Source organism: Pseudoalteromonas sp. MMG012 (assembly GCF_018100875.1).
Classification (GTDB): domain Bacteria; phylum Pseudomonadota; class Gammaproteobacteria; order Enterobacterales; family Alteromonadaceae; genus Pseudoalteromonas; species Pseudoalteromonas aurantia.
The window spans coordinates 1-356 of the sequence record NZ_JAGJEF010000252.1; the positions used below are offsets into that span (position 1 = coordinate 1).

1 protein-coding gene is annotated in these 356 nt (G+C 36.8%); it reads left to right on the forward strand.

Features of this window, described 5'->3' with window-relative positions; all coding sequences use genetic code 11:
- Window positions 1-283, forward strand: a 283-nt coding sequence (locus J8L97_RS23305; protein WP_211053103.1) for a diacylglycerol kinase, incomplete at its 5' end; no start/stop codon positions are given.
- Between the last annotated feature and the right edge of the window lie 73 nt (window positions 284-356).

Below are 356 nucleotides of genomic sequence, written 5' to 3' on the forward strand. Positions count from 1 at the left end.
CTTCCAAAGTGAAGCTGCAATAAGACAAGAGCTAGTTGCCATTATAGTATTATCACTTATCTTATTTTTTATTGATGTCACTACTGTAGAAAGGATTTTAATGTTAGGTAGTCTAGTGCTTGTTTTTATTGTTGAATTGATAAACTCAGCCATTGAGGCCGTAGTAGATCGTATAGGGACAGAACATCATCAGTTAAGTGGCAAGGCAAAAGATATCGGTTCAGCTTCAGTTATGGTTACTGTGTTTTTAAGTGCTTTTATTTGGTTGTCTATATTGTTCTAGTTCAACTTAACATAAATCTCGTTGTACGAACCTAAAAAGATCGCCCTAGGGCGCAGGGCAAGATCACGAAGAG